Annotated in this window: 27 protein-coding genes and 1 pseudogene; 10 read left to right on the top strand and 18 right to left on the bottom strand. The window is 68.6% G+C overall.

Annotation, left to right across the window (positions count from 1 at the left end; genetic code table 11):
* Positions 1-4 precede the first annotated feature (4 nt).
* The 12 genes from ACFWXQ_RS47220 to ACFWXQ_RS47165 form a co-directional block, all read right to left on the bottom strand.
* Positions 5-391 (bottom strand): hypothetical protein, encoded by a 387-nt coding sequence (locus tag ACFWXQ_RS47220; RefSeq protein WP_383954023.1) that lies wholly within the window; start codon positions 389-391, stop codon positions 5-7.
* 179 nt (positions 392-570) lie between these two features.
* Positions 571-756: a hypothetical protein gene (locus tag ACFWXQ_RS47215; RefSeq protein ID WP_383954030.1), complete on the bottom strand. Its 186-nt coding sequence runs from the start codon at positions 754-756 to the stop codon at positions 571-573.
* 87 nt (positions 757-843) lie between these two features.
* The gene (locus ACFWXQ_RS47210) at positions 844-1,587 is read right to left on the bottom strand and encodes an NUDIX hydrolase (protein WP_383954021.1); all 744 of its coding nucleotides are present in this window, start codon (positions 1,585-1,587) and stop codon (positions 844-846) included.
* A 173-nt stretch (positions 1,588-1,760) separates the two neighbouring features.
* Positions 1,761-2,939 (bottom strand): enhanced intracellular survival protein Eis, encoded by a 1,179-nt coding sequence (eis, locus tag ACFWXQ_RS47205; protein WP_383954019.1) that lies wholly within the window; start codon positions 2,937-2,939, stop codon positions 1,761-1,763.
* An 11-nt stretch (positions 2,940-2,950) separates the two neighbouring features.
* On the bottom strand, positions 2,951-3,481 hold the full coding sequence (locus ACFWXQ_RS47200) for a MaoC family dehydratase (RefSeq protein WP_383954017.1): 531 nt from the start codon (positions 3,479-3,481) through the stop codon (positions 2,951-2,953).
* 32 nt (positions 3,482-3,513) lie between these two features.
* Entirely contained in the window at positions 3,514-4,356 is an 843-nt protein-coding gene (locus ACFWXQ_RS47195; protein ID WP_383954015.1) for an HpcH/HpaI aldolase/citrate lyase family protein, read from the bottom strand.
* Positions 4,353-4,583: an acyl carrier protein gene (locus ACFWXQ_RS47190; protein ID WP_383954013.1), complete on the bottom strand. Its 231-nt coding sequence runs from the start codon at positions 4,581-4,583 to the stop codon at positions 4,353-4,355. Before ACFWXQ_RS47190 ends, ACFWXQ_RS47195 begins: the two co-directional genes overlap by 4 nt.
* Positions 4,580-5,590, bottom strand: a complete 1,011-nt coding sequence (locus ACFWXQ_RS47185) for a beta-ketoacyl-ACP synthase III (RefSeq protein WP_383954011.1) — start codon at positions 5,588-5,590, stop codon at positions 4,580-4,582. The genes ACFWXQ_RS47190 and ACFWXQ_RS47185 overlap by 4 nt, the downstream gene beginning before the upstream one ends.
* Positions 5,590-6,609 (bottom strand): 4-hydroxy-2-oxovalerate aldolase, encoded by a 1,020-nt coding sequence (gene dmpG, locus ACFWXQ_RS47180; protein ID WP_383954009.1) that lies wholly within the window; start codon positions 6,607-6,609, stop codon positions 5,590-5,592. Before dmpG ends, ACFWXQ_RS47185 begins: the two co-directional genes overlap by 1 nt.
* Positions 6,606-7,487 (bottom strand): acetylating acetaldehyde dehydrogenase, encoded by an 882-nt coding sequence (locus ACFWXQ_RS47175; RefSeq protein WP_383954007.1) that lies wholly within the window; start codon positions 7,485-7,487, stop codon positions 6,606-6,608. The genes dmpG and ACFWXQ_RS47175 overlap by 4 nt, the downstream gene beginning before the upstream one ends.
* Before the next feature lie 102 nt (positions 7,488-7,589).
* Positions 7,590-8,504: a 2-keto-4-pentenoate hydratase gene (locus ACFWXQ_RS47170; protein ID WP_386270378.1), complete on the bottom strand. Its 915-nt coding sequence runs from the start codon at positions 8,502-8,504 to the stop codon at positions 7,590-7,592.
* Positions 8,501-9,232: a PIG-L deacetylase family protein gene (locus ACFWXQ_RS47165; RefSeq protein ID WP_383948263.1), complete on the bottom strand. Its 732-nt coding sequence runs from the start codon at positions 9,230-9,232 to the stop codon at positions 8,501-8,503. Before ACFWXQ_RS47165 ends, ACFWXQ_RS47170 begins: the two co-directional genes overlap by 4 nt.
* A gap of 244 nt (positions 9,233-9,476) precedes the next feature.
* On the opposite strand from ACFWXQ_RS47165, the gene ACFWXQ_RS47160 reads away from it, so the two are divergent.
* Positions 9,477-10,772, top strand: coding sequence for an XRE family transcriptional regulator (locus ACFWXQ_RS47160; RefSeq protein ID WP_383948266.1), 1,296 nt, complete (start codon positions 9,477-9,479; stop codon positions 10,770-10,772).
* Positions 10,773-10,778: 6 nt separating this feature from the next.
* On the opposite strand, the pseudogene ACFWXQ_RS47155 reads toward ACFWXQ_RS47160, so the two are convergent.
* The 3 genes and pseudogenes from ACFWXQ_RS47155 to ACFWXQ_RS47145 all read right to left on the bottom strand — a co-directional run.
* A pseudogene (locus tag ACFWXQ_RS47155) lies at positions 10,779-10,898 on the bottom strand (JmjC domain-containing protein); the annotation flags it as partial.
* A gap of 266 nt (positions 10,899-11,164) precedes the next feature.
* Positions 11,165-11,557 (bottom strand): hypothetical protein, encoded by a 393-nt coding sequence (locus ACFWXQ_RS47150; RefSeq protein WP_383948268.1) that lies wholly within the window; start codon positions 11,555-11,557, stop codon positions 11,165-11,167.
* A 135-nt stretch (positions 11,558-11,692) separates the two neighbouring features.
* Positions 11,693-12,355 (bottom strand): HNH endonuclease family protein, encoded by a 663-nt coding sequence (locus tag ACFWXQ_RS47145; protein ID WP_383948270.1) that lies wholly within the window; start codon positions 12,353-12,355, stop codon positions 11,693-11,695.
* 544 nt (positions 12,356-12,899) lie between these two features.
* On the opposite strand from ACFWXQ_RS47145, the gene ACFWXQ_RS47140 reads away from it, so the two are divergent.
* The 8 genes from ACFWXQ_RS47140 (at position 12,900) to ACFWXQ_RS47105 (ending at position 18,531) form a co-directional block, all read left to right on the top strand.
* Positions 12,900-13,721 carry a hypothetical protein gene (locus ACFWXQ_RS47140; protein WP_383948273.1) on the top strand — a complete coding sequence of 274 codons (822 nt, stop codon included), beginning with the start codon at positions 12,900-12,902 and terminating at the stop codon, positions 13,719-13,721.
* A 26-nt stretch (positions 13,722-13,747) separates the two neighbouring features.
* Positions 13,748-14,509 carry a hypothetical protein gene (locus tag ACFWXQ_RS47135; RefSeq protein WP_383948276.1) on the top strand — a complete coding sequence of 254 codons (762 nt, stop codon included), beginning with the start codon at positions 13,748-13,750 and terminating at the stop codon, positions 14,507-14,509.
* A gap of 266 nt (positions 14,510-14,775) precedes the next feature.
* Positions 14,776-15,267, top strand: coding sequence for an RNA polymerase sigma factor (locus ACFWXQ_RS47130; RefSeq protein ID WP_383948279.1), 492 nt, complete (start codon positions 14,776-14,778; stop codon positions 15,265-15,267).
* 1 nt (position 15,268) lies between these two features.
* Positions 15,269-15,886, top strand: coding sequence for a hypothetical protein (locus ACFWXQ_RS47125; protein ID WP_383948281.1), 618 nt, complete (start codon positions 15,269-15,271; stop codon positions 15,884-15,886).
* Between the two features lie 228 nt (positions 15,887-16,114).
* Complete coding sequence (locus ACFWXQ_RS47120) at positions 16,115-16,684, top strand: hypothetical protein (protein WP_383948284.1); 570 nt, start codon at positions 16,115-16,117, stop codon at positions 16,682-16,684.
* Positions 16,685-16,847: 163 nt separating this feature from the next.
* Positions 16,848-17,636: a recombinase family protein gene (locus ACFWXQ_RS47115; protein WP_383948287.1), complete on the top strand. Its 789-nt coding sequence runs from the start codon at positions 16,848-16,850 to the stop codon at positions 17,634-17,636.
* Positions 17,637-17,662: 26 nt separating this feature from the next.
* Positions 17,663-17,830 (top strand): hypothetical protein, encoded by a 168-nt coding sequence (locus ACFWXQ_RS47110; RefSeq protein WP_383948290.1) that lies wholly within the window; start codon positions 17,663-17,665, stop codon positions 17,828-17,830.
* Between the two features lie 167 nt (positions 17,831-17,997).
* A complete protein-coding gene (locus tag ACFWXQ_RS47105; RefSeq protein ID WP_386270377.1) occupies positions 17,998-18,531 on the top strand; it encodes a hypothetical protein in 534 nt (177 codons plus the stop codon).
* A gap of 30 nt (positions 18,532-18,561) precedes the next feature.
* Here ACFWXQ_RS47105 and ACFWXQ_RS47100 read toward each other — a convergent pair whose 3' ends face one another.
* Positions 18,562-19,335 carry a class I SAM-dependent methyltransferase gene (locus ACFWXQ_RS47100; RefSeq protein ID WP_383948293.1) on the bottom strand — a complete coding sequence of 258 codons (774 nt, stop codon included), beginning with the start codon at positions 19,333-19,335 and terminating at the stop codon, positions 18,562-18,564.
* A 267-nt stretch (positions 19,336-19,602) separates the two neighbouring features.
* Here ACFWXQ_RS47100 and ACFWXQ_RS47095 point away from each other — a divergent pair, with 267 nt between their 5' ends.
* Positions 19,603-20,193 (top strand): hypothetical protein, encoded by a 591-nt coding sequence (locus ACFWXQ_RS47095; RefSeq protein WP_383948296.1) that lies wholly within the window; start codon positions 19,603-19,605, stop codon positions 20,191-20,193.
* A gap of 267 nt (positions 20,194-20,460) precedes the next feature.
* On the opposite strand, the gene ACFWXQ_RS47090 is transcribed toward ACFWXQ_RS47095, so the two are convergent.
* Positions 20,461-20,661, bottom strand: a complete 201-nt coding sequence (locus ACFWXQ_RS47090) for a hypothetical protein (protein WP_383948298.1) — start codon at positions 20,659-20,661, stop codon at positions 20,461-20,463.
* 48 nt (positions 20,662-20,709) lie between these two features.
* Positions 20,710-21,399 (bottom strand): hypothetical protein, encoded by a 690-nt coding sequence (locus tag ACFWXQ_RS47085; RefSeq protein WP_383948301.1) that lies wholly within the window; start codon positions 21,397-21,399, stop codon positions 20,710-20,712.
* Positions 21,400-21,515 lie beyond the last annotated feature (116 nt).

The raw sequence follows: 21,515 nt of genomic DNA, 5'->3' as shown, positions 1-21,515 counted from the left end.
AAGTTCAGTAGCGCAGGAAGAGGCACACCTCGTTGGTCCAGCCGCGGGTGCCGTCGCTGTCGATGCGGATTTCCCTCCATCCGTCGTAGCTGGCTACTTGGCCGCACATCGGTTGGTAGCGGGCGCCGGTGACCATGCAGCCTTCCGTGGTCACCATCGTGTTCGCCCCCATGAGAGTGATCAGCCCGTAGTGGCCGCCGGGTCCTTGACGCAGGTCGGTCAGTTCGTCGGGGTGGGTACGCAGGGGTTTGCCTGCGCAGTCCGGCGCACGGGAGATGGCGTGCGCGGGGGTGGTGACGAGGCAGGCGGCGCCAGCGAGGGCCAGGGCGATCCCGAATGGGACGAGCGAGCTGGCGGCTGACCTGTGCCGCAACGCAGAGAGAGCATTCATACACGGAAGGTGACCATCGGTTGCTCGGTGTAAACAGAGCCGGGCTGCGGCTCGGCCCGCACCGGCGGCGCGCAAAGGCGCGGGGCGGCCTGATCACTGCGGCCGCTGCGGGGAGTTCGACCGGCGTGCGCTACGCGTTGAGGAGCACTGTGTTCGTGGAGGTCAACGTGCCGAGGAGCTTAGGCACCTGCCGGGACCGGGAGCGGACCCCACGAGAACACGGTTCCGCGGAACGTCGCGTCGCTGAAGACGACCGTGCCTCCAGGGTCCCTCGCGGCGCTGAAGTCGACCCTGCCGCCGGAGAACGTCGCACGGATGAAGCTGACCGTGCCGCCGGAGAACCTCGCGCCGCCGAAGTCGACCAGGCCGCCGGAGAACGTGGCATCGAGGAAGTTGAGCGTGCCGTCCTCTGCCTGAGGCTCAGTTCTGATCCGCCCGAGCGCGTTCGGCTCTCAGGGGTTGGTCTGTGCGTACTGGTGGACGACCGGTCCGAGGTAGTCCACGTGTGGGCCGTGGAGTGTTCCCAGGTCGGCCGGGCACTGCACGAACGCGATCTGGTCCAGTTCGGGCTCGATCCCGGATGCTGTGGCGGAGGAGACCACGGCCTCGAATCGCTCGCGCAGGAGCGATGCGGGGCGGCGCGGGGCCACGAAGTGCACGCCGATGTTTCCGGTGGTGCCGCGGGTGATGCCCCACAGCGTCAGGTCCTGTGGGGACGTGTCGATGCCGATTTCCTCGGCAAGTTCGCGGGCAGCGTTGTGGCGCAGTGCCGCGGTGTCGAGGGGGTCGTTGCCGTCGGGATACTCGACGGATCCGCCCGGCAGCTGCCAGCGGCCGGGGGCGGCGGTCAATGGCGACATGCGTCCGGCCAGGAGCGCCCCGTCGTCCGTGGGCTGCAGGACGTCGACGAACAGGGATGGCAGCGGATGGGCGTCTGGCACCCAGCGAAGGGCGTAGTGCCGGTAGGTCACCCGGGTCCAGCGCAGGACCAGCGTGTCCGGTCCGGCCTGGTCCACTCCGGCGCATGCGACGACCGGTCCGTCGAACAGGCCTGGATTGCCTTGGGCTTTCTCGTCCCAGACGAGGTCGCGTGCACGCTGGTGGTCCGGCGATAGCTGCGGCGGGGGCTCTTCGACGAGGTGGAGCTCGCGGGCGCTGAGGATGTCGACGGAGGGCTGCAGGAGCGGCTGTGTCACCGGCCCAGACTGGCATAAAAGTCTCGGCCTCCTCGCGCCTTCGGGGGTTTCGAGGCCAGGGCCGAACCTGCGTACGGACGGCTCCGGTGCGAGGCCTTTCCGGCCCCTGGCCGCAGGAGCGTCCGCGTGGGGCGTAGCGGTGATAGGCCGTTCGGTGTCGATTGCCGTCTCCTCTAGAAGTGGTCGGGGAGCCATGGCTCCTGGTCGGTGGTGGCGTGGATGAGGTTGGTCAGTGCTTGCGAGGAAGTGCACTCGATGCCTGACAGGCGGGCCGTGGTGGTGCTGCGGTAGCCGCCGGCGTACCAGACGGCGAGCTGGCCTCGGGTGAAGCTGACGGCCGCTTCGCGGCTGGTGGGGCGGAGTTCGGCGGATCCGGCTTCGATGTGCAGCAGGTAGCGGTCCGAGGTGTTGTGGCTTTCGCCTTCGACTTCGATCGGCACGCTGAGGTCCAGGTCAGCGGGCCAGCCCCGCAGACGGATCGCTTCGGGGAGGTTGAGGATGCGCAGCATCCAGGGATGCCATGCCCGGACGTGGGGCCGGTAGCGGTGCAGGGTGTGGAGAAGCAGCGGCGAGGGCGGCAGGGCGTTGCGCTGGAAGGTGATGGTGGCGGCCCGGTCGTGGCGGCCGAGGAAGGCGAGCATCGCGTCCGCCGTGTGCTGGTCGGTGGCCCAGAAGTCGTGGACGGCGAGGTGCATGCCGTGCTGTTCGCGAGGTGTCATGGCGAACGCGAGCACGCCGGTCGGGGGTTGACCGGGCCGGTGGAAGCGGTAGGTGGTCAGGGCGTGGCGCGCGGTGGTCCATGCGGCCCACCAGTGGGGGCGCTGGACGGGGCCGTTCCACTGCCGGGCCAGGTCCTGTTGGAGTTCTTCGGCGTCCGGGGTGAGCCCGTGCGTGATGTCGAGGTGATCGGTTTTCCGGGTGGTGGCGGCCTGCTTCAGGTCGTCGGTGGCGATCGACCAGGCCGTCACGGGTGCGGGGGCTTCCCAACCGAGGTGCCGGGCGTATCCGGTGGATGCGGTCCACAGGCTGGAGATGACCGCGCCCTGGGCCTGGAGCGCGTGGAGCCGTTCGGTGAGCAGGCGGGCGGCCAGCCGCGAGCCGCGCTCTTCTGGTGCGACGCAGCCGGCGCCGAGGCATGCGCTGGGTACCGGTGCGCCGCCGAAATGCTGGGGGATCAGGAGGCCGAGGCCTCCGGCGACGACGGTGCCGGAGCGGGTGGCGACCCGGATGTCCGCGTGCGGGCGAAGGTGGGCGATGTCGCTCAGTGGGTGGCCGAAGCTGCGGGTGGCCAGGGCGTCGTACTGCTGGCAGAGGTCGTCGTCGGCCTGGTGGAAGGTGATCGGGGAGTTCATCGGGTGCCTTCCTAGTAGTGGGTGGCGGCCCTGATGGGTTCGGGGTCGAGGGGGACGAGGAAGGTCCGCTTAAAGGTGATGACTTGCTTGCCGTCCTGGTTGACGCCGGAGGTGCGGCAGGTGATGAGGCCGTTGTCCGGGCGGCTCTTCGACAGCCGGCGGGCCAGGATCTGGGTCTGCGCATACAGCGTGTCGCCGACGAAGACGGGGTGTTCGAGCCGGACTTCGTCCATGCCCAGGTTGCCGACAGTCAGGCCGCTGGTGCTGCGGACGGTCATGCCGCCGACGATGCCCAGGGTGACGATGGTGCACACCAGCGGCCGGCCCCATTCGGTGGCGCTGCTGAAATGGGCGTCGGTGTGGATCGGTGCGGCGTTGCCGGTGAGCGTGGACATCAGGACGTTGTCCACTTCGGTGACGGTGCGGCCGGGCCGGTGTTCGATGACCCGGCCGACGGCGAAGTCGTGGTAGCCGCACCCGACGTTCTCCCGGAACCGGTCCTCGTCGACCTGGCGGTAGCCCTGCGGGGGATGGCTGCTCATCTGCGCTCTCCTCGGCTGTGTGGTGGGCCGGTTCAGGACTCGCCGGCCTGGGTGAGGACGGCGTGCGCGCGGGCGAGCAGCGGGGCGCCGACCATGTGGCCGCCGACGGCGACGATGCCGCTCTGCCGGCTGGCCGTCACGACGGCCCGGGCGTGGGCGATCTCTTCCTCGGTCGGGTGGAACGCGGCGGTGACGACCGGGAGTTGCCGGGGGTGGACGACGCCCTTGCCGTGGAAGCCGAGGGCGCGGTCCTTTTCGGCCTCGCGCTTGAGTCCGTCGAGGTCGTTGAGGTCGAAGTAGGGGGCGTCGACGGCGGGAAGGGCGGCGTCGGCCGCACAGGCCACCAGTCGCGAGCGTGCGTACAGCAGCGTCTCCCAGTCCAGGGTGCAGCCGAGGAGTTGGGCGTAGTCCGCCGATCCGAAGAAGACTCCGGCGAGCCGCTGTGCGCGCACGATGGAGGGGAGCTTCTCGATCGCGCGGGGGGTTTCGATCAGGGCGTAGATCTGCGGGGTGTAGCCGGTGGTGTCGAGGACGGCGGCTGTCACCTCCACGTCCCGGGCCGATTCCACCATCGGCACGAGGACCACGGCGGGCCTGCTGGGGTACCGGGTGATGGCGAGCAGGTCCTGGACGCCGTCGGGGGTAGTGAGTGCGTTGATGCGGATGCCCAGGGTGCAGGCGCCGGGCGGCTGGGTGAAGAACGTCTGTGCGCGCGTGCGTGCGCCGGGTTTGAGGTCCGGGGCGACGGAGTCTTCGAGGTCGACGAGGGCGACGTCGGCGCCGCAGGTCTGCGCCGTGGTGAACCGGCTGTCGTCGCCGGTCGCCGGAGTGATGATCCACGTGCGGCCGGCGGGCGTGTGCGCGGCCGCGGTCACTGCTCGGCGAGTTTCTGCTCGACCAGGCCGTTGATGGCGCCAAGGGTTCCGGCCTGGTGCAGGTCGGTGTCGCTGATGTCGATCTGGGCCTGTTCCTTGAGGAGCATGGACAGTTCGACCAGGGCGAGGGAGTCGAAGCCGAGATCGGCCAGGGTGGCGTCCGGCTGTAGGGATTCCTGCGTCACGTTGAGGCCGGTGTGCAGGATGCGTATCAGGTTGCTGTTCACGGGTTCTCCGGTGCGGGTGAGGTGGGCGGTTGTGAGGTGGTGAGGTCGGGCCAGGTGAGGGTGGTGGCCCCCCAGGTGAGGCCTGCTCCGAAGGCGGTCAGCAGCAGCCGGTGTCCTGCCGTGATGCGGCGGTCGGCGCAGGCCTGCGCCAGCAGGAGCGGGATGGAGGCGGCGCTGGTGTTGCCCACGTGCTGGATGTTCTGCAGCCGGCCTTCCGGGGGGATTCCCAGACGGTCGGCGACCGCGTTGGTGATGCGGGCATTGGCCTGGTGGGGTACGAGCCGGTCGATGTCGTCGGTGCGCCACCCGGCGGCGTGTGCCGCGTCCTGTGAGGCGGACCGCATGCGGTCGACCGCATGCCGGAAGAGGGCGGGGCCGTCCATCCGCAGATGCCCGCCGTGCGGTGCCTTGAGGAGGTCGTGGTGGGTTCCGTCGCTGCCGAGCATGAGGGGCCCGAGAGCTCCGGGTTCGCCGGGGCTGCCGCGGCGCAGCAGTACCGCTCCGGCGCCGTCCCCGAAGATGGGGCGGGTGGTGCGGTCGCCGGGATCGAGGAGATGGGAGATGCGGTCCGCGCCGATGACCAGGACCATGTCGGCCGTCCCGCCTGCGATGAAGCCGGCTGCGGTGGCCAGGGCGTAGAGGAACCCGGTGCATGCGGCGGCGATGTCGAAGGCCGGGATTGCGGTCAGGCCCAGCCGTGCGGCCACCGCCGGGGCGGTGGCGGGGAGTTGGTGGTCGGGCGTGGCGGTGGCGAGGATGAGCGCCCCGGCCTGGCGGGTGCCGGCGGATTCCAGTGCGTGGGCGGCCGCCCGGGTGGCCAGGTCCTCGGTGGTCGCGTCGGTGCCGGCGATGTGCCGGTGGGTGATGCCGGTGCGCGTACGGATCCACGCATCGTCGGTGCCGAGTTCGGCGGCCAGGTCCGTGTTCGACACGGTCCGTGGGGGCAGGGCCGCCCCGATGCCGCAGACGACGGCGGAGCTCGGCCGGTGGGGCTCCGGGCGTCGCATCACACCTCCTCCTGCTTCAGTTGGAGGGCGATGTCGAGGATCAGGTCTTCCTGTCCGGCGATCACGCCGCGCGCGCCGAGGGCGAAGAACAGGTCCACCGGGTCGACGTGCTCGCGTTCGGCGATCTCCAGGACGCGCAGCCGGAATCCGGAGAAGACCCCCGCCAGGCCGCTGACCAGGCTGACGGAGTCGACGGTCGGCGGCGCCGGCATCAGGTGCTGCTGGGCGATGTCCGCTGCGCGCAGCAGGCGTTTCAGGTCGATTCCGGTGGTGTAGCCCATGCGTTCCAGGACGGCGACCAGGACTTCCAGCTGTGTGTTGCCCGCGCCGGCCCCGAAGCCGCGGGCGCACCCGTCGATGATGGTGGCGCCTGCCTGGACGGCGGCGACGGAGTTGGCCATCGCCATGCCGAGGTTGGCGTGTCCGTGGAAGATGACGGGCACGTCGCCGACGGCCTGGACGATGGCGGCGATGCGCTCGGTCACATCGTCGGGGAGGTAGTGGCCTGCGGAGTCCATGATGCCGACGGCCTGCGCCCCGAACTGGACCAGCAGGGCGCACTGTTCGGCGAGCTGGGCGGGGCTGGCCATGTGGCTCATGAGGAGCACGCTGTGTGCCTCGGTTCCCAGGTCGCGCAGCAGACCCAGGTGGCGTTCGGTGACGTCGGCCTCGGTGCAGTGGGCGGCGATCCGGGCCAGGTCGGCGCCGCGTTTCACGGCGTTGCGCAAGTCGGTTGAGGTGCCCCAGCCAGGGGCCATGAAGACGGCCATGCGGCTGTGCGGGAGGGCCGCGCGGGCCACCGTGAGCATGTCGTCGTCGGTCAGCTTGGCCCGGCCGATCTGCTCGGACGAGGCGCCCAGGCCGTTGCCGTGGCCGATCTCGACGACGGGGACGCCGGCCGCGTCGGCGGCCGTCGCGTAGGCGCGGATCTGGTCGGCGTCGAGCTGGTGGCGTACGGCGTGGTGGCCGTCCCTGAGGGTCGGGTCGTAGATCTCCACGTGGCGGGTCGCGTTGGTCATGAGGTTCCTGTCTGGGCTGTCGCGGCCGCGTGCTGCTTGGCCAGCAGGACGGCGGCGGCGTTGATGATGTGGAGGTTGCCGGCGTGGCCGGGCAGGCGTCCGCCGTGTGCTGTCACCTCGGCGGCGACGGTGACTTTCTGGCTGGTGACCGCGCAGGAGGTGATCGCGAAGCCGGGAGCGAAGGCCCGCACCTCGCAAGCGGCACTCTCGGCGGCCGCGCGGACGCGGCCTTCGTCCACGCGGGGTGCGCGCACAGTGATGGCCACCCGGAACGGCGGCGGCGGATCGGCCGGGCTGATGTTGACCATGACCTTGGCGGCCGGGGCGCCGGTGAAGGTGCGGATCGCCTGCTGGGTGGTCCCGATGTACTCATCCAGGTTGAGGCGGGTCGCGTGGCCCGCGGTGGCGCTGGCCGCCGTGGTGACCACCTCGACGTACTGGGGCTCGCAGTGTCGGGCGATCGCGTGCAGGAGGGGCAGGGACGCCTGCCCTCCGCAGCTGATCAGGTTGATGTGGCGGCAGGTAAGCGTGTCGGCGCCGTTCACGGTGGGCACCACCTGCTGGCCGAGGCTGCTGGGGGTGAGGTCCACCAGCAGTGCCGCGCAGGAGGCGAGCAGTTGCGCGTGCTCGGTGTGCGCGGCCGCGGACGACGCGTCGAAGACGACGTCGAAGGGACCGGCCTCCACCAGCGCCGCGACACCGCCCGCGGTGACCGGGACGCCCATGGCGGCCGCGCGCCGCAGGCCCACGGACCGCGGGTCCCGGGCGGCAACGAGAGCGCAGTGCAGGGACGCTGAGAGCTGGATCTTGCCGAGCAGGTCGACCCCGATCAGTCCGGCACCCAGCACCGCGACACGTGACGTTCCGGTATCAGACATGGCCACCCTTCGTTCCTTGGTTGAGAGAGCTGGAGATGAGCGCCGGCCCGCGGGGGCACTCGCCGGGGGGGGCACCCCGTCGGCGAGCGGCCGGGGTGAAGGTCACACGATGCGCAGGGATACCGGAGGCAGATGCGGTGAGCAGGCCCGGATCTCGCTTCCGGCCTCAAGGGGAAGGCTGGCGTGTACGGATCCCGGCAGCACGAGATCCCCAGCGCGCAGTCCCGCGCCGTAGTCGCCCAGCCGACAGGCCAGCCAGGCAACGGCGTTGAGCGGGTTGCCCAGCACGTCCCGCCCCTCCCCCGTGGCAGCCGTTTCACCGTTAACGCTCAGCGTGAGTTCTTCCGCGCACAGATCGAGACGCGGACGCAGCGGGACGGCGGCTCCCACGACGGCCCGCGCCGCCGACGCGTTGTCGGCCACGGAGTCCTCCAGCGCGATCTGCCACGCGCCGTAGCGCGTGTCGATCACTTCGAGAGCCAGGAACACCTCGCAGACCGCGTCCCGGACCTCATCCGCGTCGACGTCCGGGCCCCGCAGCGGGCGGCCGAGCCGGACGCCGATCTCCGTCTCCACCCGGGGCACCACGAGGTCGCGAAGGTTCAGCTCACTGCCGCTCGGCACAATCATGTCGTCCAGCAGGACGCCCGAGTCGGGCTCGTCGACGCCCATCTGCTGCTGCATGGCGCGCGAGGTCAGCCCCACCTTGTGCCCGGCGATCAGGCCACCGCCGATGATCCGCGCCTCGATGTTGGTCCACTGGATCCGGTAGGCCTGCGCCAGCGTCAGGTCGGGACACCGCTCCTTCAGGGGGGCCGTCGGAATCCGGGAGCGTTCGGCGTCCCGGAGGTCCGCCGCGGCGAGGACAAGCCCGCCGTCTTCCACCCGGCCGGGCGAGGTGAAGACGCGCAGGGCACTCATCGTCGGTGTCCACTCCCCAGGGCCGACGGTGACGGGATCCGCCACGTCCTGGCCCGGCTGCCGCGGCGGGGGGCCGGGCGGATTGGCGGTGGTCATGTGGTGGCCGCCCGGGTGGAGGCGTGTTCCGGCTTCGGACCCCAGTCGGGCGCCGCGAGCCGTAGCACCGCGAAGGCCTCGCAGTGACCGCCCACGCTCATGGCCCCGCGGAACCGGGCCAGCGCCACACCGCCGTCACCCGCGTAGTCCGCCTCCCCCTCCCCCTTGACCTGCGTCGAGTAGCAGGACAGGGCGTCGTGCTTCGCCGCGATCTGGGCGGGGTCCAGACGCTGCAGGTAGGAGGGGGCCGGAAGGGTGGACCAGACCTCGTAGGCCAGCACGGTTCCCACCCAGTGCCGTTGTCCGGCGTGCGGGTAGCTGCGGCTCGCACACTTCTCCAACGCACGCCAGACCAGCTGGAACGCCTGCCGGTGGTCGAAGGAGGCGTCCGCGGCATGCGGCAGATACACCGCCGATGGACGCAACTGCCGCAGGATGCACAGCACTTGCAGGAAGTGGTCCCAGTCCATCGGATCGAGGCCGCCGTCGGGCAGTCTCAGGAAGTGCACGTCCTGGGCGGCGACGCCCAGCTTGCCCAGGGCGGTCTCGGCCTCCTGTTCGCGCACCAGGCCCGCACGCTCGACCCGGGTGCCGGTGACCCCTTGTTCACCCGAGGTCAGGAAGACCACGTTCACGGACCGGCCCATCTCGATGTGATGGGCGATGCTTCCCCCGCACCCGAGCGTCTCGTCGTCCGGATGCGGTGCAAAGACCAGAATGCCTGTCACGTCCAACCTCATCTGCCGCAGGAATCGTGAAGGGGCAGGCGCCCGAGCGCCCGCCTGTCCTCAGCCGCCTCTCGGGGCGTGCAGCCCAGCAGGCGGTGCGGGTCCGGCCGCGCTTTGGCAGCGGCCGCACCCCAAGAGTGGGCTCAACTGTTCGACCAGGTCGACGCCTTGGTGGGAGTCTCGCAGGAGTCCCGCCCTCGTCGATCCGTCACTAGGCGTGCACGTTGGGTGATTTGATGAAGGGGTGGAAGAACCCGCACACCCTCTGGCCATCGCGCGGAAAGCCCGCCGCCTGACGCAGGATGCTCTCGCGGCCAAGGTGAGGGCTGCAGCCCGCCGGCGCGGTCTGCGCTCAGGCACTGACCGGCAGCGCGTACGCAAGTGGGAACGGGGCACTCAGCCCGACGAGGACTCGCAGTTCTACATCGCCGATGCGCTCGAACTGCCCGCGGACATCGTCCTTCCGGATGTCTGGCCGACCTGGTTACCGCTCACGACCGACGGTGTGGTCCCCCTCGGACCCCACAGCACCGTGCCCGCCCTCAGAGAGGCTCTGCGAACAGCCATGGACCGCCGCGACTTCCTGACGATCTCCGGCGCCGCGCTGGCCGCGGACTGGGCTGCGGGCAGCACCGCGGCCCTCGCGCAGGCCCGCGACGGCAAACCCGTCGACGACCATCTCGTCACCATGCTCGAGGAGAGTGCGCGGCAACTCGCAGGCCTTGCCACCGAGCAACGCCAGCACACGGCCGTGCTGCTGGACGCCCACCTGACGACGGTGACGGAACTCCTCGAACACGGCCGCCCTGCGCCTGCTGTCAGGCTGCGGTTGCACGCCCTGGCCGCGTCGTTGTCCCAGACGGTGGCGTGGAACCGGTTTGACCTGGGCCGGCATACTCAGGCGAGTCAGTACTGGATCGCGGGACTGCACAGCGCCAATGCCATGGGGGACCACGACTTGGGCGCCGGTCTTTTGAGTGACCTCGCCTACCAGGCCGCCTGGCGCCACGACCACACCACCGCCGCCAGCATCCTCACCCACGCACTGACCCGGGCGCAGCACCCCGCCGCGCGCGCCCTGCTGCACCTGCGCCTGGCCCGCACCCTCGCCGCACAGCAGGAACGGCGCCCCGCCCTGCGGGCCCTGACAGCGGCGGAGAAGCACCTCAGCGACGCCAGTACCGACCGGCCCGCCTGGTGTGCGTGGATGTCCGAAGCCGACCTCGCCGTGGACTCCGGCCAAGCCCTCCTCGACCTCGGCGACACGGGCCGCGCCCACCAGCTCATCGCCGAAGGCGAAAGCCTCCTGCCGCCCGCCCGGGACAAAACGCGCGGCGTGTTCCTCACCTACCGGGCCACCAGCTACCTCAGCCTCAACGACCCCGAGCCCGCCGCGGCCGCCGCCACCGAGTCGCTCATCCTGGCCCGCCGCATCGGCGCCCCGCGCTGCGCGAACCTCGTCCGCGACCTGCTCCCCCGCTTCCAGCCCTACCGGCATGCTCAAGGCGTACCCGAACTCCTCCAACTCGCCGCCGCCTGACGCCGGCTGTTGGGCAACGGTGTCGTGGTCGTCCCAGTGGACGCCGAAGCCCTCGGTGCTGGTCCACGAGGCGTAGAGGTTCGCCTGCACTGGGGTACGGAGGTCGCGCTCGATCGCTTCGCAGAGGGCGGGCGATAGGCGTCTTCCTCGCCTGCCGCGCCGCGAGCTACCTCGACTTGAAGGACGAGCGCCGTGTCGCTGGCATCGCGAAAACCTCGGCGGCGTGCAGCGCAAGCTCCTCTACCGCGTCTTCAACGGAACCGAGTGGTGCGAGCGCTGGCCGACTACCCGTCACTCCACCGCTGATCGCGGTGCGTGAGCCCTTGGCCGCTCGAATGTCACGCTGACGGCCTGGCGTTGAGTGGCAGCGTGACTCTCCGGCCGGGCCCGAATCAGCAGTCGGTGCGGATGCCCTGGAAACCGGGGCCGAGCCCGCGCCGTTTCGGGGACTGACGGCCATTCCTCGGCGTGGACACCCCAGGAGCTGGGGTCTCCACGCCGGACACCGCGAGACCGTGGATGCGCCGTACGTGAGCGGTCGCCGCCGTCACCGCGCCGAGTGCCTGAGCCGTCTCCGGACCGAGCTCGGCAAGCGCCCCAGCGAGGGTGTCCACTGCATCCAGGGCGTCCTCGGCAGCGGCCACATTCCAGTCCGTGAACCCTGCCGTATCAGCCAGGTGGCACGCGCTCTCGACGGCGTGCTCGGCTGCCTTCTCGACTCCGGGCGCGGCCTGCGACGACAACTCCATGACCATCCCAACGACCGTCCCCCTCAAGAAGCCCATGAGGACGATCGTTCGGCTGAAGCCCCATAGGGCACACCCCGCCGAGCGGCGACCGCCCTCCGCACGCCACCACCTCGTGGCCCCTGCTGGTCTCTCCCGTTCAGCCGGGACCACGCTCTCGTCCGCGCCCGGGCGCTACCCGGCGGGCTCGTAGGTCACCGTTTCGAACGGACAGCCGACGGCGACGTCCCGCAGGGCCGCCAGTTCGGCGTCGTCGACAGTCAGATGCCAGCGCAGCTTCGTGCCTGCCCATTCCGCGGCGTACTGGCAGCGCACCTCCTTGGAGGCGGATGGCAGCCAGTCGGCCGGGTCCTTGTCGGACTTGCTGCGATTGGAGCGGGCCGTGACGGCGACCAGGGACGTCTCGGCACCCTGATCGTTGGCATACGCCTCGCGGCGCTGCGGCGTCCAGGCGGAGGCGCCGCTGTCCCAGGCTTCCGCGAGGGGAACCATGTGGTCGATGTCCAGGCCGGACGCGGAGGTCACCCAGGTCGCGTCGTAGTACGACCACCAGCGGCCGCCCTCCAGCTGGCAGCCCGGGTGGGTCTCCGGCGCTACGACGGCCTCCCAGATCAGCACCTCCACACGCGTGTTGCAGCCGTCGGTGGGGTTGATGCCGGCATTCCAGTGCTTGAAGGACGTGCGCTGGTAGCCCTCCCGCGACTCAGTCCCCAGGGGCAGGCGGTCGACGGCGGTGGCGAGGGACACGGTCTCCTCGGCATGGGCCGGCGGAGCGGCAGCGAGGGGCAGGACGACCAGGGCGGCGGCCGCGAGACCCCACAGAACATTCTTGATCATGTGCTGTTGATAGCGGCTGCCCGGCCGTGCCACGGGGTGGTCGCCCGGCAGGTCACCCGTGTGAGGGGAACAGTCGTACCGGAGAAACGAACCTGCTCACGGTGAGGAGCCATCGCGCCTCTCCGGCTCGCCCTGTGCAGAGCGACGATGCGGGCAGCCTCCGGAGGAACTGTCCTGCGGTCGAGTGCTCCGACCAGGAGGGCACCGGGCTTCGCGACGGCGCGTTTGGCGGGATCTGTGTCGTACCTGCCCCTGCCATGTCCGCCCTTCGCGGCCACCCGGTGTTCCCTGAGGCGCTGCTTGAAACTCATCCCGCGTTTGACATGGACGCGCACGCAGGAGACGAACTAGAGTGCGAGTTGATCACTGCGTCGGCTCCAACGATGACGGGTATCCCCCACTGCCCTGCCCTTTCGCGGCTTTGCGAGAGGAAGTACTCGTGCACAGTGCGGGAATTGGACACCTGTCGGAGCCGCAGCCTTTTCGCGGCCGTGGGATCAGAGGCCCTGTGTGATCTCCGAGTGCGTTGACCGACAGGCCCGCTGTGGCTGACGCCACAGCGTTTCGCTTTTCCCCCCCGGACGGGGAATTCAGCAACAGGCTTCACTACCAGCTGTTTTGCACGATCAACCCAGCGTTCCGCCGCTTTTCGATGCAGAGGGGGAAGGACAGCATGCGATACCGCGTGTCAAGGTTCGCCAAGGGAAGACTCCGGTACGTGCTCGCTCTTGTCACCGCATGGCTCCTGGCCACAGTGAGCGTGGCATGGGCGGCACCAGTGACCGACAACATCGTCCCGGTCGGTGGATTCGGCGCACCTCCCTGTGAGACCGACCCGGATGGTGGTGACGGAATCGTCAACTGCCTTACTGACAACTCCGATGTCTACTACTACATGGACTCTTCCGGGGAGTACGAGTTGGAGTCGGAGGACCGCTTCAGAGTGCAGTCGACGCTGAGTGATGAGTTCTCCCCGACCGACCTGGCCATTCACTACGATTCGACGCCAGTGTTCTCCGGGTCGGGGGAAACTGACATCGTCTACCAGGAAGGTTCGACGAACCTGGACGCAGATATCGATGGCATCACCTGGTGCAACGACTCTGCCGCCAACGAGAGTTCTGGTCAGTACGCACTCTGGGAATGCGACCAGCAGTACATCCGCATCCGCGGAAACGGTCACTACTCGTTTGAGCTCACCTGCCATGAGACGGGACACGCAGTCGGCCTGGTACACGGAAACGATGCTTCGCCTTCCGTCAGCAACGGGAACAACGCTCTCGCCTGCATGACGTTGCCCGTCGAGACTCTGGACCTCGGCGTCAGCAATACCGAGTCCATCAACAACGTTTACCCGGCGCCCTGACCGTGTTCTTCCCGGAGGTGAGAGAGATGGCTCGCATGACATTCCGCAACAAAATCGCGGTGGTTCTCGCAGTAGCAGTTTCCGTCGTCACCGCGGCGGTCTCCGTCAGCTGGTCCGCGATCCCCGCTGCCGATGCTCCGCGCGCACGGCAGGACCGGATCATCATCGCGCACGGCGCCGACAACCTGCCCAGCCGCACAGCGTCCGACTGGGTCACCTACGCCGACCATGTCGTAGCCGTCACTGCCACCGCGGAGAAGGAGACCCCGCCGGCGCAGTCGGAACTCGACCGCGGTGAAGGACTCATCGGCCGGGCCGTGACGCTGAGGATCGACCAGGTTGTCTGGTCGCGTGCCGACGCGCCGAAAGCGGCACCGAGCACCTGGGTCCGGCCCTCCATGGGCTGGCAGTTCACCGGCGGCGACATCAGCAACCGCGTCAAGGTGGCCAAGGCTCACAGCCCTCGGATCCAGGCGGGTCACAGCTACACCATCGCCATCGTGTGGGAAGAAGACCCCTGTTCCCCCGAGGTCGGCCGATGGCGCGGTCTGGGTGCGGGATCCACCGTCCCGTATGACAACAACCGGATCGGTGAAGGCGAGTTGGAGGGCCGGGAGCGTACCGCAGAACAGGCACGCCAGGTCCTGGACGAGGGCGGCCCCAACATCGGCCTGAAGGATGAGATGGCCGGCAAGGACACGGCGCATCTCGCCTCAGCACTCATGGCAGCCGAACCGGATGAGTCCAGGCAGTTCGCACAGGAACCGGCAGCAGACACCTGCACCTGACCCGACCGCTCAGCGGAACGGGACCGTCGGCTGCCACGCCACGGTCCCTCCGGCTGATGGGCGCGGGCCTCCACCGAGGACCGGGAAGCACTCACACGGACCCTGCCTCAGACCGGCCGTCGTTGTAGCGGCGGCTGAACACTCGCCGCGGACGATTCCCGGCTCGGACGAACGTTTCCCATGGCTGCCCCGTCATTAAGGAAACGAGGAAGGACCTGTACATGGCCAGAGGGCGTGGCGCACGACAGCCCGGTGAGGACGATCAGATGTCCTTGGTCGATCCGGCCGAGGTCAGGCGCGTGCGCGCGGTGCTGGCGCTGGGCGGCGTGCCATGGGATGCGCTGGACGACGGTGTGCAGCGGGTCAGGCTCAAACTGCTGGAGGAGCGGGCCGACCCGACGCGACCGGACGTGCGTGATCCCCTGGCCTGGCTCACTGTTGTCGCCTCCCGTGTGGCCAGTGACTGGCATCGGTCGCAGAGCAGAGACGCCGGGCTGCGTCGGCGCCTGGCCGAGCGCTGGTCTCGGCCGCCTGTGGAGCACTCCGAAGAACAGCGCCTGCTTGCCCTGGCGGTGGCGGATGAACTGGAATCGATGCTCCCGGCCCACCGGCAGGTCCTGGTGCTGCGCTACTACGCGGATCTGCCCATCCGTGAGATCGCGCAGCTCCTGGACGTCCCTGAAGGAACCATCAAGAGTCGCTTGCACGCGGCTCAGGCCGCAATGCGGGCGCGGCTGCGCCAGGTGGAGGCGATCTGACATGACCCCTTTGACCGGCCCGGAGGAGGACCAGTTGCGGCTGGCCCTCGGCATGATCGGTGAAGCGGCAGAAGAGGGCGGGAGCGGCTCTGGGCAGGGTCCGCGCCGCGTCTGGATGAAGCGTCCCGGCACAATTGCCGGCGCGTTGGCCGCTGCCGCGGCCGTCGGCCTGGTTCTCCTTGCGTACGGGCTTGCTGATGATGGTTCGGACGGTTCCCGGCAGGATCAGGGACAGGCTCTGACCGAGGTGGAACGGATTGCCTGCTCGCCGAAGATCGTCGAAGGAGACATCGCGGCGATCCAGGAACACCCCGAACAGGCCGACGCCGTGAAAGTCACGCTCACCGTCACGGACTGGATCAAGCCGAAGCAGGGCTCTCAGCGACAGATCCAGTTCACCACCATGAGCGGCAAGTGGAAGGGCGAGCCTGCTTACTCGACGGGGGAACACCTGCTGGTGGTTGTCATGGACCGTCCCGACGAGCCGTCCGAGACCTTCCGGGTCGACGGGGCCGGGACATCACGGACCCTGGCAGCCGTTCGCAGCCGGATCGACAAAGATCTCCCCGCGGCAGCAAAGACGGAGTGCCCTGCCTTCTGGCGCAATCGAGACGAGTAGAGCACGGGGCGCACGGAACGTTGACCTGGAACCGGCTGTGGTGCGATAGGTCAAGCGAGGCAGAGGATCGGACGTTTGGCGAGATCGCCGATGAGCTCCGTTCAGGCGGTCTGGGGACCGCCGGCGCCACGGATGGTGATGGCCTCCAGGCGGCTTGCCCGGCCACCCTGCGGCACCGGTGGTCTTCAACGCCCGCATGTCCACTACTGGACATGTGCAGTAGTGGACATGTTGAAGACTTATGCGGTGCTCGTCACCCTGCAGGACTATCCCCCGGCGCTCATCGGTCCGTTCATCGCCGAGACCAACGCTGAGCGCTACGCCGAGCGGATCGGGCCGTTCGAGAGCCGACGCCTGAAGAGCAAGGTCGACGCGTTCGTCGTCGTCGCTAACCCGCGCAGCAAGCACCTGGACCCGCGGCTGCACACCGACCCCTGGACCCTGGGCCAACTCATTGCCGAGGAGGAGGACCAGGACCAGGATGTCTTCCCCTCCCTGTATGCCCGCCTCCACGCCCAGCTCGGAGACGACGTTGCGGAGAAGGCCTGGTCGCGGGCCACCAGGTGGGAAGGAAACAAGACCTCCGGCCGCGAGCAGCTCCTCGCCTCGGCTGAGGACTGGCGCACCCAGCGCCTCGGTGCCGCTCACGCCCTCAAGCGCATCGCGGTCGAGCTGTGGAACGACGGCATGGAGAACGTCCAGGACATCAGGCGCGTAACCGGCCTCTCCCGAACTACGGTCTACGAAGTCCTCCGCGACGCCGGCATCGACCCCGCCACGCGCGACTCCGAGCAGTGAGGGCCTAGCCGGATCACAGCCCGTGGGCGGCTGTTCCCACCCTCCCCCTGTCGGCAAACGATCGAATGACGACAGGCAGCCGACGCGTCCAATGAACCCATGCAATCCGGGGGTTCGCGGCGGCCCGAGTGAAATCAGATCCGATGGTGATTGCCGACAGGGTTTGACGACAGATAGGGTCCGATCCTCCGTACGGAAGGGGCCTTCGGTAGCGAACCTGGTCTACAAGCGGGTTTCGACCGACCAGCAGTCCACCGCCCGGCAGAACCTCGTCCTTCACGAGGCTGGCATCGAGACCCCGGTCGTCTTCGAGGAAGACCCGGGCACCTCCAGCCGCCTCCACCCCCTTCAGCGCCCGAAGTTCTGCGCGCTGCTGACGTACGCGCGGCCGGGCGACACCGTCCACATCTCCGAGATGTTCCGCCTCGTCCGCGGCACCGGACACATCCTCGACGTGCTCAACGTCCTGCACCGCGAGCAGGTGGCGCTGCGCATCCACGACGGCGCGTTCTCCGCGATGGATCTCACCGCCCGCCACTCGCGCACCGGAGAGCTGCTGTCCACCGTGAAGTTCATGGTGCAGACCCTGGCCGCCGCCGGCGAACTCCAGCGCGACCTCCAGCGTGAGCTGACCTACGACGGACTACGCGCCGCCGAGGCCAAGGGCAACAAGGGCGGGCGCCGCCCGGCCGTCCCTGCCGGGAAGACCGCCAGGTACGCACCGCGTACCTGGGCGGCCGCTCCATCGCCGCCCTCACCCGCGACCACGGAGTCAGCCGCGGCGCGATCCGCACAGCCGTCACCGACCTCCTGCCCGACCACATCGCCATCGAGGAAGATGCCCCCGCTCCGGAACTGCCGGTCACCCTCGACATGCCGGGGAAAGTCGCCGACTTTCTCCGCACCGCCGACCTGGGGCCCGCCGAGCGCGCCACGCTCGATCAGGGCGTAACGGTACGACGCGGCCAGGGTTACACCTTGCGAATCACTGCCGCGCCCGCGGTCCACCGCCAACTCCTCGCCCGCTGCCAGCCCCTCGATAGCACCGCAGCAGTCCCGGCCCAGCGCAAGGCCCGCCGCGAGTACGAGAACCGCGTCGACACCCATGGGGCAGCCGCACACAAGACCCTCAACCCCGCCCCGTAGAACCCACTTCCTACCGACGGGTTACTTGTTCCCCGGTGTCTGGGCTAGGACTTCGGGGCCATAGCGAGCCGTCCGGGCTCCAAGGTCATCCCGCGGCGGGTTTCTGGCGTATCAGGGCCATGCCCCTATCTGGGACACACTCCCTGCAGAGACGACATAATGCCGCCATGGACCAGGGAGATGCGGCCGTTTGGGCTGGCGCCATCGCTGGCGCGACCGGTGTGGGCGGTGCCCTCGTTGGAGCCCTCGTGACCGCAAGGTCACTGAGACGCCAGATCCGGGACCAGGAAGGGGTGGATCAACGCAAGAACCTCTGGCAGGAGCGGCGGGACGCATACTTCGCGTTGCTGGAGGCTCACGGCCTCTTTGTCGATGCATGGGCGACATTGGATGGGGAGCTGGGCTATGAACGCACCGACCTGTCTCTCTTGGAGAGCGTCCACACTGCCGCCGCTGCGGTGGTCAGATGTCGGGCTCGCATCCCCCTCGTCGGCCCCCGCACGTTGACGGACTCCGCCCAAGGCCTGTCAGATGCGGTTGGTGACGTGAACACGGGGATGACGGATTGGTACAACCTCGTCAACTCAGGGATCCCGCCTGCACCAGGTCTGCGTAGCCAAATAGAGCAGATCGTCCTCAGAGCGCGGGCAGAGAGTCACACCTTCCGAGATGCCGCACAAGGTGTGCTCTTCCCAGAGTGATCACTTGCGTGTCGGCAAACGGTGGTTTCCCTACGACGCATCAAAGATCATCCCGCGGCCCGTTTCTGGCGTATCTGGGCGATCCCCCTGGAAGAGGAAGCCGGAGCAGGCACCCCAGTCGAAATCACGGCTGTTCTCGGGCAGGTCCCCGACCGCCTCCCGTACGATGCGCGGCCGGTTGCGCGTCAGGTCCCCGGCCCGGGCGATGCTCAGGTGCAGTGCCATCTCCTCCCCGGTGCTGCGTGGCTCGACCCAGCCGACGCCAAGACCGTCGATCTGTGCCTCGCTGAATCCGCGGTGGAACGGCTCCAGGCCGGAGTCGTTCTGCTCCCTGTCGACGTCGACCTCTTCATCCTGGTCGTCGGCGACATGGACCAGGGCGTAGAAGGTCCCGGACGGTTTGAGCCATCGCCCCACGTCGGTCAGGACCCGCGCGTACTCAAGGAACGGCAGCGCGTGGCGGCAGGTCACCAGATCGAGGCTGCCGGGCAGGAGGGCGGGCGGGATCGGCTCGGCGTCGATGTCCCACTTCGCATACGGCAGTCCGTCCCGCATGCCCGCGGCGTCTGCCTGGCGCAGAGCCTCGCCGGAGAAGTCGTAGCCGGTCACGAGCACGCCCCAAGCCGCGAGTTGCCGCGTCCACTGGCCCATCCCGCAGGCCAGATCGACGGCGGTCATCCCAGGGCGCGGCTGGACCCTCCGGTGGAAGTACTCGGATTCCTTGTCGGATACGACGGTGGGCCGGCCGATGGCGTACCAAGAGTCCCAGTCGGCGGCCGTGGGCTGCTGTACCGCAGGGGTCACGGTGTGCCGTCCGGCGCATCGATGACCCCGATGCGGTGCAGCCGGCCCGGGTCGAAGCGCCGGTCGACCACCTCCCCGTGTCACACGCCGAAGAGGCCCTGTGCCCAGAAGTGGTCGACTTCCGTTCGCCTTCGCTCGGATCTGGCTCGGAGGCGAAGCAATGCATTCACCTTCTGGCTGGTTGCGGTCGGCACCGTTCCGGAGCGCACAGGACCGGAACACTCAGATTGGTACACGTGTGTCCTGTCCGACGGGAGCGATCGAGCCGTGAACGTTGTTGACCATCGCCATGAGCGTGATATTGCTGCCGAGCTGGGCGGCCCGGCGCCCTATGACCCGGCCTGGCTGAACGGCCAGGGCCGCGACCTAGGAGGCGTGGACGGCAATGCGGTGGCCCGGTTGTACGGGGCGGCCCGGGACGGCTGCGAGGTCTGCCACGAGGACCTGCTGGAGCAACTGGGCCGAGCCCCGGGCCAAGTGGCCGCGCTGGCCCTGTGGGCCTGCACACACGTGATGGACCTCTTCAACGACTTGCCCATGGAGATGCTCGATCGCGGTGATCCGGCCTTTCGGCGGCTGGCGCGGGCCTACTCAAACAGTGTTTTCCGGCACGGCTTCGAAGCGCGCGAGCTGGCAGACCTACACGAGGTCTGCCAGCGCCTGGACCCGCACGCCCTCCAGCCCGCCGCGGAACGGGCTCTGCAAGTGCTGCTCTCAGACTCAGCCGACCCGGACCTGTTCGGCTCCCTGACCGGCGCCTACACGCCCGGCGACGAGGACGACGCCCAGGACTACACCCTCACTAGGCAGACCAACGGCTCGGAAGCCGTCATCACCCTCACCCCGCACGTTGACTGAGACCACCTGCCCCGGTCACGGTGGTCACCGGGGACAACGGGATGCGGGCTCGCGCACTGTCCTGAGGGCTCAAGGCCCGCGTGCTGGACGAGAAGTACAAGATCGAACGGCTGAGCGCGGCACAGAAGGCAGAGAACGAGCAGGGCGTTACGTCCGAAGTGTCAGACGCTGGGCACGGGTAGGCCCGCAGCAGCCACTGGAGCGAGCGAGCAGCGCTTTGTCAGTGCCGGCGGCGATGATGGTCTGTATGACGATCACGATGAAGAACTACGGGCTGACCTGGATGGCACCCGATGCTCCTCGGCCGTTACATACGACGAACCCAGCGCCAAAGATCGGAAACAGGAACTCGTAGACGCCAGATGCGTTGACGTCACGATTGTCGAGGTCGAGCCCGGCGAACTGCTTGAACCGGCGACGTGAAAACAGCACCTGAGCGCGTGCAAGGAGTGCGGGTGAGTTGCGCATCGCCCGAGGCGAGCAGTCCGATCTCGGGCCGTTCGCGGGAGGGCGTTTCTACATCACGCCGCTGATCCCGTACTCCTGCAGAAAGGCTGGCGCGATCATGTGCTGGATGTCGAGCCATGTAGACAGATCATGTGCCAGGCGCGGATGGTCCGCGGCCCACCCTGGTGAGTGCGCCACGAATTCCCGGCTGTTGAATACCGTGAAGCGGTTCAGCAAGGCGGTGTCCAGTCGCCGGGCCTCATCCGGGTCCCGGCAGATGATCAAGGCCATGCCCTCTCCGAGGGGCACCGTGATCCTCCTGAACTCGTGGATGCCTGCTCCAACACCGTGGTCGTACACCCCTGGGGGCAGGGACGGTGGATCGCTTCCGGCATAGCCGGAGAAGCACACTATGTTGTCGCCGACGAGAAGCCCGCCTGCGCGCGGCCTGTAGCAGGACCAGTGCATACCTGCGAGCACGCTCACCAGGTAGTTGAACTGGTCCTTGGGACGCACATCTTCGTGGCGCATGGTCCACGGGCTGATGACGTAGGAATCGAGCAGTCCCAGGAGGCTGGTCTGCATCCCTTCGCGCAGGGCCTGCTGCGTTTGGCTTTCAGCATCGACTTCCCGCGCGATGACGTACATCAGAAAGCGGGAGCGCTGCCACTGCAGGGCCAGAAGCCACGCCAGCGCCTCGCGCGCCTTACTGGGGACGGTGCGTGAGCGAGCCGCGTCCAGTGTCCGGATGGCCGACATAGCGTCGCCCTCGATCTGAGATGGCTGTGACGTTGTTCAGCGGGCTCTGGCACAGATCTTGGGGAGTGGTCGCAGAGCGTCACCACGTCTCCCGTCTCAAGCGATCTGGTCCCGGG

Source organism: Streptomyces sp. NPDC058697, assembly GCF_042715345.1.
Lineage (GTDB): Bacteria > Actinomycetota > Actinomycetes > Streptomycetales > Streptomycetaceae > Streptomyces > Streptomyces liliifuscus.
The sequence above is the reverse complement of the archived record's forward strand: the minus strand, read 5'-3'. Positions and strand labels throughout refer to the sequence as shown.

Coding starts and splice junctions, on each gene's coding strand:
- ACFWXQ_RS47090 (WP_383948298.1), bottom strand. CDS start 20,661: ATGCGCAACTCACCCGCACTCCTTGCACGCGCTCAGGTGCTGTTTTCA.
- ACFWXQ_RS47185 (WP_383954011.1), bottom strand. CDS start 5,590: ATGCGACGCCCGGAGCCCCACCGGCCGAGCTCCGCCGTCGTCTGCGGC.
- ACFWXQ_RS47150 (WP_383948268.1), bottom strand. CDS start 11,557: ATGGGCTTCTTGAGGGGGACGGTCGTTGGGATGGTCATGGAGTTGTCG.
- ACFWXQ_RS47220 (WP_383954023.1), bottom strand. CDS start 391: ATGAATGCTCTCTCTGCGTTGCGGCACAGGTCAGCCGCCAGCTCGCTC.
- dmpG (WP_383954009.1), bottom strand. CDS start 6,609: ATGACCAACGCGACCCGCCACGTGGAGATCTACGACCCGACCCTCAGG.
- ACFWXQ_RS47125 (WP_383948281.1), top strand. CDS start 15,269: ATGACCCCTTTGACCGGCCCGGAGGAGGACCAGTTGCGGCTGGCCCTC.
- ACFWXQ_RS47085 (WP_383948301.1), bottom strand. CDS start 21,399: ATGTCGGCCATCCGGACACTGGACGCGGCTCGCTCACGCACCGTCCCC.
- ACFWXQ_RS47145 (WP_383948270.1), bottom strand. CDS start 12,355: ATGATCAAGAATGTTCTGTGGGGTCTCGCGGCCGCCGCCCTGGTCGTC.
- eis (WP_383954019.1), bottom strand. CDS start 2,939: ATGAACTCCCCGATCACCTTCCACCAGGCCGACGACGACCTCTGCCAG.
- ACFWXQ_RS47200 (WP_383954017.1), bottom strand. CDS start 3,481: ATGAGCAGCCATCCCCCGCAGGGCTACCGCCAGGTCGACGAGGACCGG.
- ACFWXQ_RS47130 (WP_383948279.1), top strand. CDS start 14,776: ATGTCCTTGGTCGATCCGGCCGAGGTCAGGCGCGTGCGCGCGGTGCTG.
- ACFWXQ_RS47170 (WP_386270378.1), bottom strand. CDS start 8,504: ATGACCACCGCCAATCCGCCCGGCCCCCCGCCGCGGCAGCCGGGCCAG.
- ACFWXQ_RS47120 (WP_383948284.1), top strand. CDS start 16,115: ATGTTGAAGACTTATGCGGTGCTCGTCACCCTGCAGGACTATCCCCCG.
- ACFWXQ_RS47135 (WP_383948276.1), top strand. CDS start 13,748: ATGGCTCGCATGACATTCCGCAACAAAATCGCGGTGGTTCTCGCAGTA.
- ACFWXQ_RS47175 (WP_383954007.1), bottom strand. CDS start 7,487: ATGTCTGATACCGGAACGTCACGTGTCGCGGTGCTGGGTGCCGGACTG.
- ACFWXQ_RS47105 (WP_386270377.1), top strand. CDS start 17,998: ATGGACCAGGGAGATGCGGCCGTTTGGGCTGGCGCCATCGCTGGCGCG.